We start from the raw sequence: 1063 nt of genomic DNA, 5'->3' as shown, positions 1-1063 counted from the left end.
ATTGCAGTTGGCGCGTTCATTAGACGGCCCTCTCTACGATTTCGATTGCGGCGCCGGGAATGGTCATGCCGGCTTCGAGTTCAGCCATGGCGATCTTGCCGACCTGACTCATGGCAAAGTCGATAATCCGCTTGTCGTCCCGGTAATGAGCCCAGAGCGCAGCGGCGTCCGTGCACCGAAATTCCTTGAACTTGCGCAGTGACGCGCCTCGCCCGCGGGTTCCGGCCTTCACCTTTAGATCCTCAGGGCGGACGACCTCGCCAGCACTCGCTCGCGCGGCAGCTTCCTGCGCCTTCCTGGCGCGCTCCGCTATCAGGAAACTGTCTGTGAGTTTGGCGGCCCAACGCTTGGCGTTGTCGCCTTCCGCCGCGATCGGCTTCCAAGTGTTGTCAACTTGGCGGCCKGCGTCGAGGTGCGGTTGCTTCGCTGCCTTGTGAGCTGCAACAGCYTCCTTCTCCAGCTCGGCAAACCGATCCTTGAAGTTTCCGGCCTTGTCGGCATGCTCCTGCGTCTTGACTTCGCCACCGATGCTGGCGAGCCATTTCTCGGCYTGAGAACGAAGTTCGGCGATCGTCTCGGAGATRACGATATGCGGGGCSGCMGCGGTGTTGCTGATCACGTCCGGAACGTCGTCGTGCCATTTGCCGGTGACGAGCCAATCGCGATAGGCCGCTTCGGGCACGGGGCTTTTTGCGCACCACGCGAAGATCCGTTCGCACCATTCCTCGTCTGCCTCGACGACGTTTCCTTTGCCGACCTTGGCGACGAGATCGCCCTCGCCATTGCGCCAGATCGCGACACCGTAGAAGTCGCCTTCGCGGTTGCGGTTCCGGTAGAAACCGCACTCTGCGACGCCTCGTGTCAGTTCAGGCGGATTGCCCTTCAACGCACCATGCCAAAAGGCGTAGTCGTCGGCTCGGTTAACCTCTGCGACTGYGGCGGTCATTCTGCTGCGTCCTTGTGTTGGGGATTGCGGTGGCTCGCTTCGATCTCGCGAAGGCGCTCAACTGCGCCGCCAACCTCTGAGGCGAGAGCATTGAAGCGCGTCGCCTCTGCCTCGAGC

At 61.8% G+C, this 1063-nt stretch carries 1 protein-coding gene; it reads right to left on the bottom strand.

The window, feature by feature from the left end:
- Positions 1-19: 19 nt before the first annotated feature.
- On the bottom strand, positions 20-946 hold the full coding sequence (locus AC1DT3_RS22280) for a hypothetical protein (protein WP_477467351.1): 927 nt from the start codon (positions 944-946) through the stop codon (positions 20-22).
- Between the last annotated feature and the right edge of the window lie 117 nt (positions 947-1063).

This window comes from Microvirga sp. P4_G7, assembly GCF_056401005.1.
The sequence above is the reverse complement of the archived record's forward strand: the minus strand, read 5'-3'. Positions and strand labels throughout refer to the sequence as shown.